The following is a 17,013-nucleotide window of genomic DNA, read 5'->3' on the forward strand; positions in this document are numbered from 1 at the left end:
TGAAAGGAGCAATCAGGCCGAATTCTGCGCCAATTCGGGGCGGCCGGTTTTGAGAAAGGCCTTTTTGATAAAATGAACGAGTACAATGGCAACCGGTAAAATAACCCCTGCCGTAAAGGAATACGAAATCCAAACATATTTGTCCCAGTAAGCCAGGTAAGCGCTGCTTGGGTACACAATATTGGAATAAATCAGCACTAAAAATAAAATAGGGAGTACAATTTTTCGGTAATCCCTTAAATGCAGCAGGCTCGAGATTCCCTGAATGCCTGCGTAAAAATAACAAAAACCTTTGAAGAATAAGGTGACGAGCCACGCGCAGACAATAAGCCCTTCTACGCGGGACAAAAAACCAAAGCTGATCTGCTTTGCGAGAAAATAAGTGGAATATGTGGAAATGGAGGTTACGTGGGTTCCCAGTACCAAAATCGACATCAGCATAATCAAAAACATGATCAAGGAACCCAGAAAGTATCCCTTGAGCATCGACTTTAAGGCGGAAGAGGAATGATCCGTGTGAATCGGATAGATCATGTTTAAAAAAATCAGCGGCCAGATACGATAGCTGGTAATAAACAGGCTTCCCTTCAGAATCGGATAGAACCCGTTTTCCAGCACCGGAAGAACGTAATTAATTTGAATATTGGTGATATTTGTGATAATCAGGAAGGACAAAATGATAATGGCAAGCCTTAATAACATCTCAGAGGAACGCGCAGTGGTTTCAAGACCATAGAGTAAGCCGATTGCAAGAATAACAATGATCAATAGATTGACGGCGTAAACGGGCGAAAGAATGAGGTATTCTGTCGTGATAAACTGGCCGATATAATCGGTAATTTGTATTCCGCTGTGGATGCAGAAAATAATAAAATAAATGGAAATGATTCCACCCAGCCATTTGCCGAACACCGTATTGATGATCTGAATTAAATTTTTGTTGGGGAACAGCTTCCCCAAATAGTAATAGAGCAATAGGAAAACGACACCAAACACGCTGGAGAGAAGAGAGGCAATCCATCCGTCGCGTTGACATAATTCTGTAACTGGGGAAGCAACAACAATGATGGACGAGCCACAGGTGGCACAGGCAGTCAGCGAAAATAACTGATGGTTGGTAATTATTTCTTTATTCATGTTTTCTCTCAACCTAAAATTGATTTTACTACAATTACAATGGGGCTTAGAAAAGACGCGATCGCATCAGAGGGGTTGAATACTTTAATATCAACACTCACTAATATTCCTACCACGGCGCTAAACAGTAAGATGATAGAATATAGAATCAGTTCTTTGTGCAAACGTCCTCTTAGCATTTTGGGAATTTCAATCCAAGACAAAAGAAACACAAAGACAATGATTAAGACAATTGCAATAACGCCCATAAGTTACTCCTCTTTGGAGAGAAATGATTGGCTGATGGAATCTGTTCCAATGATCTTCACATCAGCTTCAATTTCAACAGGCAGATGGACAAAGCCGGTGTCGTTCCAGCTGCTTTTTAACGATTTCCACAGCTGTGGGTCTGCCCGGTGAAGGGTGTCGCCAAATCCCAAAAAATCGCTTTTCAATGCCTTTGCTTTTGTTACAGTGGTCATACAGGTCTCTTTTAGCTTTTCCTCCGCCAGCACCTGTATTTTATTCAGGTTTTCTTGTTTTGTAATATCAAAATTCCCATCGATATTTTGTACCGTAGACAGCATTTCTATTTTTACTTTCATTTTTGGAGTCCCTCCAGACATTGATATTTCCTGCTTGGCAGAACCCTTTTTCATATTCAGTGTAATTTTGCCGGTTTCCTTTCCTTCCAGAACAAAAGCGGAAGAAACGATATTTCCAGAAATATAATTGCAGCCTTGGCTTTCCCCTTCATTGAGCCACCCAACTAGCTTGTCTACTTTAAAAATTGCGTTGCCGCTCAATTGAATTGGGTCATTCTGTGTCTTTTTTAAATCCTCTAAAGAACTATTTGGAGTATCGGATTTTATTTCAACGCCCGTAATGACGGCGTTTACTCCACTGTTTACAATACAATTCACCAGCTCCGTCAATTTGATTTCGTTTGTTTCTGCCCAGATTTGCTGAGAAATCACAATTGATGAATTGATTTTTGCCGAGGGATCGTTGTCCAGCTTTGTCAAGTTATTCAAAACCTTGTTCGCCGTGGTTCCCTTTGCAACGGTAAAATACAGTTCCGAGCTGGTTTGATAATGGCGCAGTAAAAAGTCGGTTGCCTCTGCGATTCCTTCTTTTGCGAACGCTTCTCCGAACACAATTGTCTGCATATGAGTGCCAACCAGTTTTCTGGATAATTCGGTACTCATGCTCCGTAAGACTTGTAAGATGCTGTCTCCTTGTGCCGTCACCACCACCACTGCTGCTTCGTTGGTGGTTTTCTGTGCGGCAATGGCCCGTGGATTTAAGACCTGCGCAGTAATCATAATTTTTCCATCACTTGTTTTATCAAATCCCAGAGCTGTTGCAAACCCCAGCTGATTTAATTCGTTGCGGTCCCAGCAGCCTGTTAATGCGAAAAGGCTGAGAACTAAAACCAGAAGTAATGCGAAGATATTTTTCTTCACAGCATGTCATTTCCTTTCGGGAGTATGGGTCTGACCCTTTTGAGTGGGGCCGTTCATACTGCACCTCTCTGTTTTCGCTTTGCTGATTAAACTCGGATATTGCTTGATTGACCATAGCGGAGCGCGGAAAATTGCATCTTGATTTTTCTTTGATAATACAGGGGCAAAGGGGGCCATGTACGGAACGCCAAGAGATTTGAGTTTGCAAAGATGAAGGGTAAGTCCGATGATACAAATGAAGATTCCATACAGCCCCATAAAGGCGGCTAGCAGCATGAAAATAAACCGAATAATTCGTAAAGCATCCGCCATAGAGGTGCTGGGAATACAAAAGCTTGCGATAGCGGTAATCGACACCACGATCACCATTGCGGCCGAAACAAACCCAGCCTGAACGGCGGCTTGGCCCAGTACCAGAGCGCCAACGATGGAGATGGCGGGGCCGATTGCCCGAGGCATTCGGATTCCTGCTTCCCGTAAAATTTCAAATGTGATTTCCATGATGATTGCTTCCCAAAAAGCAGGCAGAGGAACGCCTTCGCGTTGGGCCGCAATATTCAGCAGCAGGGGTGTGGGGATTAATTCCTGGTCAAATGTTGTTAAAGCAATATACACGCCCGGTACCAAAACCGTTAAAAAGAGCGAGAGCAGGCGAACTAACCGAAATAGTGCCGAGGCAAATGGACTGTGGTAATGGTCTTCGCTGGAGATGAAAAACTCCATAAAGGTGGTGGGAGCGATCAGGGAGTAGGGGCTGCCGTCCACAAAAATCGCGATTTTCCCCTCCAGAAGGGCAGAGGACACGGTGTCTGGGCGCTCTGTGTTATAAATAGTTGGGAAAAGGGAATATGGGTCATCCTTAATCAGTTCCTCAATATTTCCGCTTTCAAAAATACCGTCGATCTGAATTTTACCGATCCTCTTTTTTACCTCATTGATATTGCTCTCCTGAGCGATGCCGTCAATATACAGAAGCGTCACATTGGTTTTTGTAATTGTCCCCAGCTTCAAAGGCTCGATCCGCAGGGATTGATCCTTGATTCTTCTCCGTATTTGAGAAATATTGTTTTCAATTTTTTCGGTAAAGCCTTCTTTTGGCCCTCGGATTACGGTTTGAGAGGTGGGCTCCTCAATCGCTCTTCCCTCCGGGCCATAGGTGTTGTAGCAAAGAAAGGGCTCGATTCCGTCAAATATAATAACCGTATGGCCCTCTAATATTTGCTGAATGATTTCCTCGTCATTCGAACCGGTTGTGACATTCGAGCCGCATAGGGGGGTGTTTTGCAGCATTTCAAAATAGATTTCTGTTTTGTTTCCTATGCCTTTGATCGAGTTAGAGAGCTTATTGATCTCCAGACTCATTTCTCTAATCTTCGCTTTGTCAACAAGGCTGCTGAAAAAAATGATCGCAATCAAAACATTGCTTAAACCTTCATGCAGCCGCATCCTTTGAATTGAAAGATCGCTGCCGTTGCCCAGTTGCTGCCGAATCCAGTCGATCTTGGAATCAACGGAGATCGAGTTATCTTTTTTCATATCGTTACCTGCTGCAATTATTTTTCTGCACTTTTCATTTAGATGCATTTGAACTATTATGGCTGTTCACCGCCAATATTATGTAAGTTTTTTGGAAAAGACGATTTGCGATCCAAGCTTTTCTCGCTGGAAATGCTTTTTATTTCACGATGACTTCAGAAATCTGTTATATCACCATGTATGAGGAATCACGGACAATCATTTTTCTCTTTCTTATAGAAACGGTCTGCCGCCTGTTTTCATACAGACGGCAGACCGTTTCTCTTTTGAGAATGTTATTAATGTTTAATAAAAATGTTTTCAAATATACTCTTTGCTGCCGGGGTGGCGGCCAGCCCGCCCTGCGCGGTTTCGCGCAGCTGGGTTGGCAGCAGCTTGCCGGTGTGGTACATCGCGCCGATCACCTGATCAGGCGGGATCACGCAGCGCTGGCCCGCCAGCGCCCAATCCGCGCAGAGCAGGGCGTTCACGGTCTGGGAGGCGTTGCGCTGTGCGCAGGGTACCTGTACCAGCCCGGCAACCGGGTCGCAGACCAGCCCCATTGCGTTCATCAGGCAGAAGCTCCCGGCGTGCAGGGCTGCTTGCGGCGAGCCGTGGCAGAGCTCAACGGCGGCGGCCGACGCCATGGCGGCCGCCACGCCGCACTCTGCCTGGCATCCACCCTCCGCTCCGGCTACCGTAGCGTTGCGCGTAATCACCGCCCCAAGCCCCGCGGCGGTTAACAGGCCGCACAGGGTTTCCCGCAGAGTCAATCCTTGCTTTTCCCGCACAGAAATCAGCACCGCAGGCAGAATCCCACAGGCACCGGCAGTGGGAGCCGCACAAATTTTGCCCATCGCCGCGTTGACCTCACTGCACGAAAAGGCCATGGCCATGGAGTGGTTCATCCAGGAGCCGCACAGAGAAGTGTCTGTCTTGGAGTATTCGTTTTGAATCTGGCTGACGCCGGTAATCAAGCCACCAATGGCGTGCTGTGGGCAGGAAAGCGCCTTGGTCGCCGAGCGTTCCATCACTCGGTAGGTTTGTTCCAGGCGGTCAAATACTTCCTCCTCTGTCTTTTCTGTCAGGGCGGTTTCGTTCTCCAAAACAATTTGCCACAGGGGAACAGTCCGTTCCTGTGCTTCGTTCAGCAGTTCTTCTGCGGTACGGTACACGGTACTTCCCCCTCTCTGAAAAGATTAATCGCGCGCACCTGAAACACGTTTGGGACAGTTTTCAGCTGCTCGGCGGCCTGCTTCGGAATGGCTTCGTCGGTTTCGATTGTGCAGAGCGCGGTGCCGCCCTTTTGCAGTCGGCTGACCTTCATTACCGCGATGTTGATCCTATATTCCGCCAGAACCCCGGTTAGCCTACTGATGACCCCAGGGCGGTCCTGATAGCTTAAAATCAGTGCCGGCGACTGCGCGGTGTAGTGCGTGGGGAAATCGTCGATCTGCGTAATAATGATCTGTGCGCCGCCGATGGAGGAGCCGATGACCCGGCTGATCAGGTGATCCTGCCGGTAAAAACTGAGGACGGCTGTGTTTTCGTGCGCTCCTTCCAGCTTCGTTTCGTAAAAATCATACGAAAGGCCGGCTTGCTTTGCCATCTCAAATGCGTTTGGCAGTCGCTCGTCGTCTTCATAATACCCCAATGCGCCGAACACCAGCGCCCGGTCGGTTCCGTGGCCGCGGTATGTTTTCGCAAAGGAGCCGTGCAGCCCAAACGATACACGGTCAAACGGCTCTCCTGCAATGATCCTCGCGACCCGGGCCAGCTTAGCCGCGCCCGCAGTGTGGGAGCTGGAGGAGCCGATCATGATTGGGCCGATCACCTCAAAAACACTGAGTTCCATATTTTTTGCCTCTTTCGCATGTTTTTTTCGAATTTACCCGACTCAGGAGCGGAATCGTTTTCTCAGGAATTATTGTTTCCCCAAAAGGAGAGAAATCAATTTTTAATCAATTATATTCGTGTTTTTACCTATCAAATCTAAAGTATTACTGTAAAACTACGATAATATAAGAAGAATGATTTTTAATCTCATAGAATAAATAGAGTTTGCGTTTTCCGGGTTTCGAAGGAATTCTTTTTTCGTCAATCACTGCTTTCTCCAAAAAACAAGGTGAACAGAGTGGGTCTGACTGAAATGAATCAGGGACGCTGCAAAGCAATCGTAATAACACCTACTGTTATTATAATGCTTTGCGGCTTTTTCTACTTCTTGGTTTGGAAAAACAGGGGAATATCAGAAAGGCAAGGGGAAACAATTTGAAAAAGCAAATTTTCAGGAAAAAAAAGGAATTGCAGTTAAAGCACAAAATTGTGCGTTTTGTTGGTATTCTGTTACTTGAAATTGTCGTGGTATTATCCGGGCTGTCCTTTTTCTTTTTAGATGGCGCGTTCGGCGCGGTGAACGATCAGCAAAAAACGGCGTTTGACAATCAGGCAAAAAATGCGGTGGATACCGTCATCAGCGATTTGCAGGCGAACGAGGAACGACGGAAGACCGGAGAGATCACCGAGCAGCAGGCGCTCCAGAATGCGCAAACGATCGTGCGCGACACCCGCTACAATAATGGTGAAGGTTATTTGTGGGCGGATGAAAAGAACGGTTTGTGTGCCGTACATATGAATAAGGATTATGAGGGTCAGATGCGCTACGACGTACAGGATAAGCAGGGGAATTATTATATTCGCAACCTGATTTCCGCCGGCGACAACGGGGGTGGATTTACCGAATTCTATTTTACAAAGCCCGGGAAGGATGGCGTCTTTAAAAAGAGAGCATATACGGAGCTGTTTGAACCCTATGGGTGGTATATCAGCACGGGAAACTATTTTGATGATATTGAGACAAGCATGGCCCATAATCAGCAGGAGCAGCGCAAGGATGGAATGATTCTGGTTGCTGTCAGCATTATTGTGGGAGTGCTAAACCTGGTCTTTATGCTGCGTTGGGTGGCAAAGCTGACCAAGCCGATCGAGTCAGTTACTGAGCGCTTGGCTCTGCTTTCAGAGGGGGATGTGCATACACCGCCAGCCGAGCTTGTGGAAAGCCAGGATGAAACCGGGCGGCTGACCCTTGCCTGCAAAACGCTGATTGAAACAATGGCCGGTATGATTGGGGACGTAACACAACATCTGGATCACATCTCTAAGGGAGATATGCGCGCCACAGTCAGCCACGATTATATGGGGGATTTTCAGCCGATTGGGGAATCCCTGGCCCTGATTTACAGCTCGCTGAATGAAACACTGCGGACGATCAGCCTTTCGGCCGAGCAGGTAAATGCCGGGGCGGATCAGGTTTCTTCCAGCTCCCAGTCGCTGGCGTCAGGCGCTTCCGAACAGTCCAGCTCTGTGGAGCAATTGGCGGATTCTGTTGAGAAGGTTGAGGCGGCCGCCAATCAGAACGCTGCTGGAGCGCAGGAGGTATCCGGTCAGGTGGGTCTTGTTACCGAAGACATGAGCCGCACGAAGGAACAGATGAACAAGCTGAACACAGCGATGGAGCAAGTGAAGGAGACCTCTTCCAAGATTGGGGATATTACGAGCCTGATCGAATCAATCGCACAGCAGACAAACATTCTGGCCCTGAACGCTTCCATCGAGGCGGCCAGAGCCGGTGCGGCCGGCAAGGGCTTTGCCGTTGTTGCGGCAGAGGTGGGCTCACTTTCCTCTAAGACGGCACAGGCGGTCAAAGAAACCGGCAGCCTGATCGCAAGCGCCATTTCGGCCATTTCCGAAGGAGCCAGACTGACGCAGACGGTTTCTGAAATGGTGGATGATAGTGTGGAGAAAACGAATGCGATTTCTGCGGCAGTCAGTGAAATAGAAAAGGCTTGCATTGAGCAGGCTCAGGAGATTTCCCGTATTACGCAGGGGTTGGAGCAGATTTCGAGTGTGGTGCAGTCCAACGCGGCTGCGGCGGAAGAAAGCTCCGCATCGAGTGAAGAACTATCTTCGCAGTCTCAGCTGCTGTATCGCGAGCTGGACAAGTTCCGTTTGTTGAATTCTTCGGGCATGCGCCCATCTGATGCGGAAAGAGCGGATTTTGGATACGGCTTTGGGCACGAGTAAATAAAAACGGGGTTTCCCCGGCAGGCGTCGCCTGCCGGGGAAATTGTTTTACTTCGGCTCTCCCCAGTGCTCTTTTTCGGCTTGACGCACCAGGACGGAGAGCTGATGAAGCTTTTTGTCCTGCTCCTCCATTTTGAGATACAGCAAAATTTGGTTTTTTACAATGGCGTTTAGTGTGTGATTAATGAGTCTTAGTTGCAAATTCACTTTCTGTTTCATGCATAATCCCTTTCTCGCCGAATTTTACCAGCTTTTTCCAAAATTCTCTATTATTGTATCATGAAAAAATAGGATGGAAAATCCATAAAACGACCCTTTTCGCGCAAAATTTTTTTGGATGAAAGAAAAAAGATGCATCCATCCACAACAAGTGGACGGACACATCTTTTTGTTTTTTTATATCTTACTCTTTATCGCTTTTTTCTGAAGTAAGACCCACGACCTGATCCACCGGCAGGGAAAACACGAATGCGTCTGCGTCTGTTCCGGAACCGTGAGCTTTCATCATAGCCTGCATAATTCCCTTTTTCAGGGATTGATGAGTTAGAATGAGAATCAGTTCTTTCTCCGGCTTTAAGATCAGGCCGAAAAAAGTTTCTAAATTTTCCAGCCCCGACCCGGTGGCGTGTACCACCGTTCCGCCGGTTGCTCCAGCCGCTTTGGCATCTTCCATAATTTCGGCGGAAAAACCCTGGTTCGCAATCACCAGTATCATGCTGTGCTCAAATGTTTGCTCCATGAGAAACCTCCTATACAGTCAAACGGTATCTTTTTCCGGCAGGGGGGTATCTTCTTTGATTTCGGTTTCAGAGGATGGTTTCGCGTCCGGCCCACGGCCCGCAGAAGCATTTTCCTCCTCCGGTTCTCCGGCAGCCTCGTTCCGCTCGGGAACGGGTTTTCCGTCCAAATCCGCAGCTCCTTCACCGAGCTGTGGGGCGGCTTGTGCAACGTCAGTGTCCATGTCGATGATCAGATCATCCGAAGCATCGGCAGCCTGCAGCTCCAGAGAGGCGGCCTTCCCGCTCTTGTACTGGAACAGAATGCCGATCCCCTGAATTGTGATCAGGGGCAGTGTGGCGATCATGGCAATCATGCCGAATGCATCGGTCATTACATTTCCGCCCAGCGCTTCGCAGACGCCCACGCCGAACGGGAGCAGGAACGCTGCGGCCATCGTACCGGCGGCCACTCCACCGGAATCGAATGCGATCGCGGTAAATACCTTGGGGGTAAAGCGCGTCTGCAGCAGGGCGATGGCATAGCCGGGCAGCAGAAAATACCAGATGTCGATCTGATACATGATTCGGATCATCGAAAGGCATACCGCAAGGCTGACGCCGACGGAAAGCCCAATCTGCATCACTCGCTGCGAAATCGCGCCGCTGGTGATATCCTCCACCTGCTTGTTCAGAATGTGTACCGCAGGCTCCGCCGCCACGATAAAAAATCCCAGTAGGGCGGAAAGTGGGAGCAGAATCCAGTTGTGGGAGAATTTTGCGATATGTCCGCCCAAAAAGCGGCCCACGGGCATAAAGCCGACGTTGACGCCCGTCAGAAAGATCGACAGGCCCAGTATGGTATAGAGAATACCCACCAGTATTTTGATCAGCTTTGTGCGCGAAAGTCGCAGTCGCAGTATCTGCAGCAGGATAAAAATGGTCAAAATCGGCAGCAGTACGGCAATCACCTCTTCGAGGGAGGCGATAAACTGTGTAGCGTATAGCAACGGGATCTGCGAAAGACTGTCCAGCTCCGCCGGTGACTCAAACGCAAAGCCGGAGGAGGAGGAATCATAAAAAAAGCCCATAATCAGTACGGCGAGAATTGGGCCGATGGAGCAAAGCGCACACAGGCCGAAGCTGTCTTCTTCGCTGTTCTTTCCAGAAAGGACGGTGGAAACACCCATGCCGAGTGCCAGAATAAATGGCACTGTGATGGGGCCGGTGGTTACGCCGCCGGAATCAAAGGCCACTGCCAAAAAATCGGGAGAGATCATTCCCGCAATCAGAAAAACCAGCAGGTACGAAGCAATAAATAAGTGTGCCAAATTGATCTGGAACACAATGCGCAGCAGTGCCAGCAGCAGAAAGAACCCCGCACCAAGGGCAACCGCTCCCACCAGAACCTGGTCGGGTACGGCAGGTACCTGCTTTGTCAGCACCTGCAGGTCGGGCTCCGCGATCGTGACGACCACACCGATCAAAAAGCCGCCGCCCGCGATCCAGCCGATTTTTTTGGACCGCGTCAGCTCTGAGCCTATGGCCTCGCCCATGGGAATCATCGCCATGTCTGAGCCAAGAGTAAAGATACTCAGGCCAATCACCAAAAGCACCGCACCGGCCAGAAATAAAGCTACGGTGGTTAAGGGCAGTATAAATGAGAAGGCAAGAACTATGGCGCAGATCGGCAGAACGGACTGGGTGGATTCTTTTAGTGAGTCAATTAAAATGTCTCTCATTCCTTACTTCCTTTCGCATCTATCTTCGGATGGGGTCTTAGCGGCCGCCGGCGAAAGAAAGGGGGTCGGCAGGCGTCTGGCACTGATAAGACCGATCCGGAATCTCTAAAAATGGTTAGGTTACTTAACTAGTATAACATAGATCGCAGGGGGAGAAAAGGCTTTCTTTCCCGAATTTCCCCAAAAATGGCAGACTGCTGGGGTGAATCAGGGCAGAAAAAATCCCCTGCCTACCCGTAAAACGGGGCAGAACAGGGGAGGGTGCTTCTGTTTTCAGGGAAGTCACATCCAGTTTTTTTTCGCGGCCACCCAAGTGGTCAGGTAGCCAAACACGATGCTGCTGTAATACGCGAGAATGCGCCACAGAAGAATCGCGGGGAAAATCGCAGAGCCGAACATGTCGTGGAAGAACAGGTAAAACCCGCCCTCCGCACCGCCGGAGGAACCCGGCAGGGGAACAAATGCCGCGGCCATCACAACAAAGGTATCCGCCGCCATCATGGTGTAGAAGGGAGCGCCGTGCAGGTTAAAGCTGCGGTGAATCAGGTAAGGAATAATGCTCGCGCAGGTGATCTGCACCAGCGTCAGCAGGCCTGCTTTCACATAAAGCGTGGTAGAACGGCCCATCAGCGCCGCGCCGTCGTGGAACTTATACAGCTGACTGCGAATTTTGCGGTACAAGCGCTTCGGGTGGCGGCACCACTTCATGTGCAGCAGAATAGCCATGAGAAAACGCAGCAGCTTTTGCGTGAGGCGGGTGTTAAACATCACGATCAAAATTACGCTGATAATTGTCATGTTGATGACCAGCGTCAGGAGAATGACAAGGGCAATATTGTCAAGTACAGCTTGAAAGTACGAAAATTCCGTCGCAATAAAGAACAGGCTGTACACCATCATAACGATCTGATAAATCAGAGATTTCAGCGCGATGACTGCGCTGGAGGCTCCCGCGCTCATCCCCATTTTATCCATCGTGTAAATTTCCATCGGCTCACCGGCGGAAAAGGGAGTCAGCGCGCTGTACAGAAAGCCGATCATCCCAACGGTAAAGGATTTGCGGAAGGACCAAGAAGGATCCAGATGACGGCACAGCAGATAGAGAACGTAACCTTCAATCGCGTAGCGGGCCAGCACAGCAAGCAGCGCAATCCCCAGCCACCGAAGGCGAATATTCTTTGAAATATGGAGCAGGGTCTCCACACCGTCGGTTGTAAACAGAAAGTAGAGAATGACGCCGATGGAAAGGAACAGAGTAATGGTGGTAAACCATTTTTTTTGTTTTTCTTTCTTAGGGTCTTCAGATTTTTTGAAATTGGAAGACGAGCCTTGCATCCTTCCATCCCCCTTTCCCGCTTGGTTTAGCCCGGGCGTACCTACGCCGCAGCGGCTTGGCAGGCGTTCAGTGGTAGTTTGCTTTTGCAGTCTTTCCGTCCAAAACATTCCCATTATATCATCAATTATAAAACAAGCCAATAAAAATTCACCCGCGTGGTCGAAACCACCAGGCTGATCCATCCTTGTTTTCCGGGCATTGATAGCGTTATTTCGCTTTCGCCATGGGGTTTATTATATCATAAATCATCAAATAAGCTTACCAAAACCGGCTAAGGCTTTGAATTAACAGATTGATGATTCCATGCTCTCTCAGCCGCCAAAAGCTTTGCTTCGGCCTGCGGCGTGAGGTTATTATATCATAAATCCTCAAACCGGTTTAGAATCATTCCCATCATAGTTGCGCAATTGCATTGCTGATGATTCAATGCTCTCTCAGCCGCCAAAAGCTTTGCTTTTGCGTGCGGCGTGAGGTTATTATATCCTAATTATTACAGAAAATAAAGTTTTTTCCTTTTTATGACCGCAGAAGCGGGATTTTTGCTCGAAAAAGACAAAAAACCACAGACTGCGGCTCTGCTTTTAGAGAGCCGCAATCTGTGGCTGAAAATCGCATCGTTTATTTCGTTTTCAAGGCACGCATGGCGTTCAAAACGGCGATCAGTGCAACGCCTACGTCGCCAAACACGGCGGCCCACATAGTGGCGATTCCGAATGCGGCCAGAACCAGAATGATGGCCTTGACACCCAGCGCGAACCAGATGTTTTGCCAGACAATGCGGCGGGTCTTTTTTGCAATTCTCACCGCGGTGGGGAGCTTCGAAAGCTCATCGGTCATCAGAACAATGTCTGCGGCCTCGATTGCGGCATCGGAGCCGATACCACCCATGGCGATTCCAATGTCGGCGCGGGCCAGCACCGGTGCATCGTTAATGCCGTCGCCCACGAACGCAAGTTTCCCTCCGGGAGCCTTTTGTTGATCCAGCAGCTCCACGCGCTCTACCTTCTGATCAGGCAGAAGCTCGGCGTAAACGGTGTCAATACCGATGGCTTCGGAAACACTTTCGGCCACTGTACGGCTGTCTCCGGTCAGCATCGCAATGGTACGTACCCCCGTCTGACGCAGCGCTTCCACTGCCTTTTTGCTGTCGGGCTTGATTTCGTCGGAGATCACCAGGCAGCCGGCATATTTACCGTCTACCGCCAAATATACCAGAGAGCCGGGGCGGGACACGGGTTCAAACAGAATTTTTTCCGATTCCATCAGCCGGCTGTTTCCGGCCAGAACTGTTTTTCCGTCGATCATGGCGCGGATGCCGTGACCGGCAATTTCGGTATGCTCCAGTGCCTGACTTTCGTCAATGGGCTGGCCGTACGCTCTTACAATCGACTGGGCAATGGGGTGGGTGGATACGCTTTCCGCCAGCGCAGCATAGCGCAGCAGCTCTGCTTTTTCCATTTTCTCCGGCAGAATGTCTGTCACGGTAAAGTTGCCTTTGGTAAGAGTGCCGGTTTTATCAAACACAACCGTATCCAGAGAGTTGAGAGCTTCGAGATAATTGCTTCCCTTAATCAGGATTCCCTGACGCGACGCCGCGCCGATTCCGCCAAAGAAGCTCAAGGGGATCGAAATCACGAGCGCGCAGGGGCAGGACACAACCAGAAATGCTAGAGCACGGTAAATCCAGGTGTGAAATTCCGCGCCGGGGATCACCAGTGGAGGAAGGATCGCCAGTGCCACCGCGGCAAATACGACTGCCGGGGTGTAATAACGGGCAAACTTGGTAATAAAGTTTTCGGTGGGGGCCTTTTTACCGCTGGCATTCTGCACCAGCTCCAGAATTCTGGACGCGGTGGAATCGCCGAATTCCTTTTGTACCTGAATTGTCAAAAGGCCGCTCTGGTTGATGGAGCCGGATAAAACCTCGCTGCCGGGCTGCACATCTCTCGGCAGGGATTCCCCCGTTAAGGCTGAGGTGTCGAGGGAGGAAACACCCTGCACCACCACGCCGTCCAGCGGAATTTTCTCACCGGTCTTCACCAGAATCAGGTCGCCGATTCCCACCTCTTCGGGCGAAACGCGGCGAACCTCGTCGCCCAGCTTGAGGTTGGCGAAATCGGGGCGAATGTCCATCAGTGCCTTAATCGAGCTGCGAGAGCGGTTGACCGCTATATCCTGAAACAGCTCGCCGACGCGGTAAAACAGCATAACTGCAACGCCTTCCGGGAACTGCCCGATGGCAAACGCGCCGACGGTGGCGACTGACATTAAAAAGTTTTCGTCAAAAATTTGCCCGCGCTGAATGTTCCGCACGGCCACGAGAAGAATCTCGCCGCCGATTAGAAGGTAAGCGGCCAGAAAAAGAAGAAACGATGGAAGCTCCGCCATTGGAATCGCCATGGCGGCGACAAACAGGACTACGCCGATGGCAAGCAGAATACGGGAAAGGCGCTCCTTTTTTTCATCCTCGTCCCCGTCGGTTTCCTCCTCGCGGAAAGAAACTGTGACGTCCGGTTCCAACTCGCCAATGATGCGAACCGCCTCGCGGGTCAGCGCCGGCAGGCTTTCCCGGTCGTCGGCTTTGAGCAGGACGCGCTGTGCGGCAAAGCTCACCTGTGCCTCGCGTATGCCGTCCAGCTTTTGTATTTCGCGCTCTATTTTTGCCGCGCAGTCTGCGCAGTCCAAACCCTTTAGGTACAATATCCGTTCACCGGCCTGTACGGTTTTGCGCTCGGTGAGCCGGATGTCCGGCTCATGGCTCTGGGCAATCTCCTGCATTTTGCCGGAAAGCTCGTCAAAACGCTCTTCATCCACAAGCTCTACCTGCAGTGTTTTTGAAACAAAATTGAGCGAAGCGTGCGAAATGCCCTCCAGTTTACCGACCTCATGTTCAATTTTTGCCGCGCAGTGGGCACATCCCAGGTTTTCCACGGCGAATTCTTTGGCAGCCATCGATTGATTCCCACCTTTCCCTATACTTGTTTTTCTTTAATATGGCTCAGGCCCAGACTCAAAATGCCTCCTATGTGTTCGTCGTCCAGCGAATAGTAGACTACCTTGCCCGCCCGGCGGGATTTTACCAGCCGAGCCTGCTTGAGTACCCGCAGCTGATGCGAAATTGCAGACTGCGAAATTTCCAGCAGTTCTGCTATATCACAGACGCAAAGCTCGGTCGACAGCAGGGCGCACACGATTTTTACCCTTGTGGAATCGCCGAAGATGCGGAAAAAATCCGCCAGATCAAGCAGATGATCCTCACAGGGCATTTGTTCTTTTGCCTGCTGAATGGATTCGGGGTGAATTCCCGTCATTTCACACGGTTCAAGTTCTTCTATTCTTTCAGCCATCATTAAATTCTCCTTTGCTCATATGAACATATGAATAACTGTTCATATGTATTATATGAATCTTTGGAAAAAAAGTCAATAAATGATTGCGCTCAATTCAAAACTATTTTTACCGTTGTTTTGTACCGTAAATATGAGAAATGGGACTGTTTTTTTAATTGTCAAAATGTTATAATAACAAATTAGTTATAGTATACAGCAGAGCTGCTCCGGGTACTACTTGTCTAAAAGTGCGGAGCATTTTGTTTTGTGTCTCATACACAGCCGGCCGTGCCGTGCAAAGAAAGGACGTGAAATGAACATGAGGAAACGGGTGATTGCCGCAGTGCTGGCTTTGGCCGTGCTGTGCTCTGGCTGCTCTTCGGTCAGCCTGGACCCTCAAACCCTGATGCGTCCGCCGCGCGCCACCGGCAACAAAGAGCAGATTCACAAGGTGCTGGAGAAAAAGACGAATAACCAGCTTAAGCTGAGCTACCCGAGCCGTGGGGATTACCGTTCGGCTATTTTAATGTGGGATTTAACCGGCGACGGCACCGAGGATGCCGTTGCCTTGTATCAGAATACTGACCAGAAGGGCGGCCTGACGATTTCTTTCATTCGCGGCGGCACAGAAACCTGGACGGAGGTGGGTTCCTTCAACAGCCCGTCCACTCAGGTGGATAAGGTGTGCTTCGGCGACGTGAACCGTGACGGCGTGGATGATGTAATTGTTGGCTGGGGCAGCGTGCTGAACCAGACGTCGTCGATCAGTATTTATTCGTACCATGACGGCAAAATGACCGAGCTTTCTTATAATCAGCCTTACAATGAAATGGAAGTGCGCGATTTCGACGGAGATACCTATGATGAAATCTTTACAGCCTCCGTTTCTACGGCAGAGCAGACGGCGATTGCGCGCCTGCTGCGCGTGACGGACAATATGGTGGAAACCATCGGTTCGGCGCACCTGGATACGGGTGTGACGAAATACGCGTCGGTTACGGCAGGGATGATCAATTCCGCGCAGTACGGTATTGTGCTCGACGGCGCAAAGGCCGGTGGCAATTATGTTACAGAGGTATTGTTCTGGGATTCTCAGAAGAAGCTGCTACAGTCGCCGTTCTTTGATTCGGGAACGCAGACGGCGAACTATACACAGCGCAGTACGAGCGTGACCTCGCGCGACATTAACGGGGATACCCTGATCGAAATCCCGATTGTCAACCCGATGCCGGGGTATTCGTCGCCTTTGCCGGATGAGGCGTGCGCCGCGACAAACTGGTACCGGTACGACAGCGTGAATAATTCGCTGCAGCGGGTGATGAGTATGGTTATCAACCAGAAAAGCGGCTATTGGTTTTTGATTCCCGATATGTGGCGCGGTAAGATCACCGTAAAGGTAGACAGGGAAACTCGCTCGTTAACCTTTTATAAATGGATTCCGGCCAGCAATGCTGCCAGTAATGCGGTGAACAATTCCACTGCGGGCGCGGTTGGCACGGGTCTGCTCAAGCTGCAGGAATTCACCGAGCAGGAATGGAACGCCGGGGTGGTTACAAAGGGCTTTTACAAGTTGCAGGAAAAAAATGCCGTTGTTTACGCGGCTTCCATTCTTCAGCCAGATGATCCTCTGGCCTTGAACATTAACGATATTACGAACGGCTTCCGGCTGATGACATCGCAGGAATAAGAGAGGCAGAGGAGGAATCAGAC

The 17,013-nt window shown here is 49.8% G+C and carries 14 protein-coding genes; 2 read left to right on the top strand and 12 right to left on the bottom strand.

The window, feature by feature from the left end; translation table 11 throughout:
* Window positions 1–12: 12 nt before the first annotated feature.
* From QOS46_RS12675 to sdaAB, 6 genes are all read right to left on the bottom strand, one after another.
* Entirely contained in the window at window positions 13–1,137 is a 1,125-nt protein-coding gene (locus QOS46_RS12675; protein WP_283610254.1) for a GerAB/ArcD/ProY family transporter, read from the bottom strand.
* 8 nt (window positions 1,138–1,145) lie between these two features.
* Window positions 1,146–1,385, bottom strand: a complete 240-nt coding sequence (locus QOS46_RS12680; protein ID WP_283610256.1) for a hypothetical protein — start codon at window positions 1,383–1,385, stop codon at window positions 1,146–1,148.
* Window positions 1,386–1,388: 3 nt separating this feature from the next.
* Window positions 1,389–2,582 (bottom strand): Ger(x)C family spore germination protein, encoded by a 1,194-nt coding sequence (locus QOS46_RS12685; protein WP_283610258.1) that lies wholly within the window; start codon window positions 2,580–2,582, stop codon window positions 1,389–1,391.
* 6 nt (window positions 2,583–2,588) lie between these two features.
* Window positions 2,589–4,118 (bottom strand): spore germination protein, encoded by a 1,530-nt coding sequence (locus QOS46_RS12690; RefSeq protein WP_283610260.1) that lies wholly within the window; start codon window positions 4,116–4,118, stop codon window positions 2,589–2,591.
* Between the two features lie 278 nt (window positions 4,119–4,396).
* Entirely contained in the window at window positions 4,397–5,272 is an 876-nt protein-coding gene (gene sdaAA / locus QOS46_RS12695; RefSeq protein ID WP_283610262.1) for an L-serine ammonia-lyase, iron-sulfur-dependent, subunit alpha, read from the bottom strand.
* The gene (sdaAB, locus tag QOS46_RS12700) at window positions 5,245–5,952 is read right to left on the bottom strand and encodes an L-serine ammonia-lyase, iron-sulfur-dependent subunit beta (protein WP_283610264.1); all 708 of its coding nucleotides are present in this window, start codon (window positions 5,950–5,952) and stop codon (window positions 5,245–5,247) included. The genes sdaAA and sdaAB overlap by 28 nt, the downstream gene beginning before the upstream one ends.
* Before the next feature lie 449 nt (window positions 5,953–6,401).
* Here sdaAB and QOS46_RS12705 point away from each other — a divergent pair, with 449 nt between their 5' ends.
* Complete coding sequence (locus tag QOS46_RS12705) at window positions 6,402–8,180, top strand: methyl-accepting chemotaxis protein (RefSeq protein ID WP_283610266.1); 1,779 nt, start codon at window positions 6,402–6,404, stop codon at window positions 8,178–8,180.
* A gap of 48 nt (window positions 8,181–8,228) precedes the next feature.
* Here QOS46_RS12705 and QOS46_RS12710 read toward each other — a convergent pair whose 3' ends face one another.
* The 6 genes from QOS46_RS12710 to QOS46_RS12735 all read right to left on the bottom strand — a co-directional run bounded on the left by QOS46_RS12710 (window position 8,229) and on the right by QOS46_RS12735 (window position 15,321).
* Window positions 8,229–8,399 carry a hypothetical protein gene (locus tag QOS46_RS12710; protein WP_283610268.1) on the bottom strand — a complete coding sequence of 57 codons (171 nt, stop codon included), beginning with the start codon at window positions 8,397–8,399 and terminating at the stop codon, window positions 8,229–8,231.
* A gap of 184 nt (window positions 8,400–8,583) precedes the next feature.
* Window positions 8,584–8,919, bottom strand: a complete 336-nt coding sequence (locus QOS46_RS12715; RefSeq protein ID WP_283610270.1) for a P-II family nitrogen regulator — start codon at window positions 8,917–8,919, stop codon at window positions 8,584–8,586.
* A gap of 18 nt (window positions 8,920–8,937) precedes the next feature.
* On the bottom strand, window positions 8,938–10,638 hold the full coding sequence (locus QOS46_RS12720; RefSeq protein WP_283610272.1) for a DUF1538 domain-containing protein: 1,701 nt from the start codon (window positions 10,636–10,638) through the stop codon (window positions 8,938–8,940).
* 282 nt (window positions 10,639–10,920) lie between these two features.
* Window positions 10,921–12,081 (bottom strand): lysylphosphatidylglycerol synthase transmembrane domain-containing protein, encoded by a 1,161-nt coding sequence (locus QOS46_RS12725; protein ID WP_283610274.1) that lies wholly within the window; start codon window positions 12,079–12,081, stop codon window positions 10,921–10,923.
* Window positions 12,082–12,592: 511 nt separating this feature from the next.
* On the bottom strand, window positions 12,593–14,926 hold the full coding sequence (locus QOS46_RS12730; RefSeq protein WP_283610276.1) for a heavy metal translocating P-type ATPase: 2,334 nt from the start codon (window positions 14,924–14,926) through the stop codon (window positions 12,593–12,595).
* 20 nt (window positions 14,927–14,946) lie between these two features.
* Window positions 14,947–15,321, bottom strand: a complete 375-nt coding sequence (locus QOS46_RS12735) for an ArsR/SmtB family transcription factor (protein ID WP_283610277.1) — start codon at window positions 15,319–15,321, stop codon at window positions 14,947–14,949.
* A 301-nt stretch (window positions 15,322–15,622) separates the two neighbouring features.
* Between QOS46_RS12735 and QOS46_RS12740 the strand changes: the two genes are divergently transcribed.
* Window positions 15,623–16,990, top strand: coding sequence for an FG-GAP repeat domain-containing protein (locus QOS46_RS12740; protein WP_283610279.1), 1,368 nt, complete (start codon window positions 15,623–15,625; stop codon window positions 16,988–16,990).
* The last annotated feature ends 23 nt before the right edge of the window (window positions 16,991–17,013 follow it).

Origin of the sequence: Faecalispora anaeroviscerum (assembly GCF_947568225.1) — a bacterium.
Taxonomy (GTDB): Bacteria; Bacillota; Clostridia; order Oscillospirales; family Acutalibacteraceae; genus Faecalispora; species Faecalispora anaeroviscerum.